Annotated in this window: 1 protein-coding gene; it reads right to left on the bottom strand. The window is 69.1% G+C overall.

The features are described 5' to 3' along the window. On the bottom strand, window positions 1–572 hold a 572-nt coding region (locus EAO75_RS45435; RefSeq protein WP_148000961.1), incomplete at its 3' end, for a hypothetical protein. Between the last annotated feature and the right edge of the window lie 47 nt (window positions 573–619).

Below are 619 nucleotides of genomic sequence, written 5' to 3'. Positions count from 1 at the left end.
CTGCCCGCCCACGCCGCAGCCGCGGGCCGATTCGAGGAACTCCTCGCGGATCCCCGGACGCTGGTCAAGTGCACCCACWCCGCCTGCGAGGACGGCGCCAGACCGAGATGGTCGAGGTAATACAGATCCGCGGCGAGGCTGCCCGCGGGAATGCTGTCGGGGAAGGCCACGCGGAGAGCGTTGAGTAGGGCGGTGTGGGTGCACTTGACCAGCGTCCGGGGATCCGCGAGGAGTTCCTCGAATCGGCCCGCGGCTGCGGCGTGGGCGGGCAGGGCACGGGTCAGGTAGTCATCGAGCGGGTCGCCATGGGTGCAGGCGAACAGGCGGTCCACGACGGTCTGTTGGAAGGCCTGGAACGTGTCGGCAGGGACTCCCCCGCGAAGAGTCCGGGCATCGCGTTCGTGAGTGAACGCCACCGGTACCTCGTCCGTGGGCTCAACCGTGACGAAAGGCGACTCCTCGCCGATTGTGCGCAGTTCCGCGACGTCGAAGTCCGTTCCGAGCGCCGAGCAGAGCGCCTGCCACTCCTCGAAGCGCACACGGTGCGGCTCGGACAGAGCCAGGGCCGTCATGGCCGTGCGTTGACGCGGCGGCAGCGAGTTGGGGGACAGCCGTACTA

Source organism: Streptomyces sp. UW30 (assembly GCF_008042075.1).
In the GTDB taxonomy this organism is placed as follows: Bacteria; Actinomycetota; Actinomycetes; order Streptomycetales; family Streptomycetaceae; genus Streptomyces.
The sequence above is the reverse complement of the archived record's forward strand: the minus strand, read 5'-3'. Positions and strand labels throughout refer to the sequence as shown.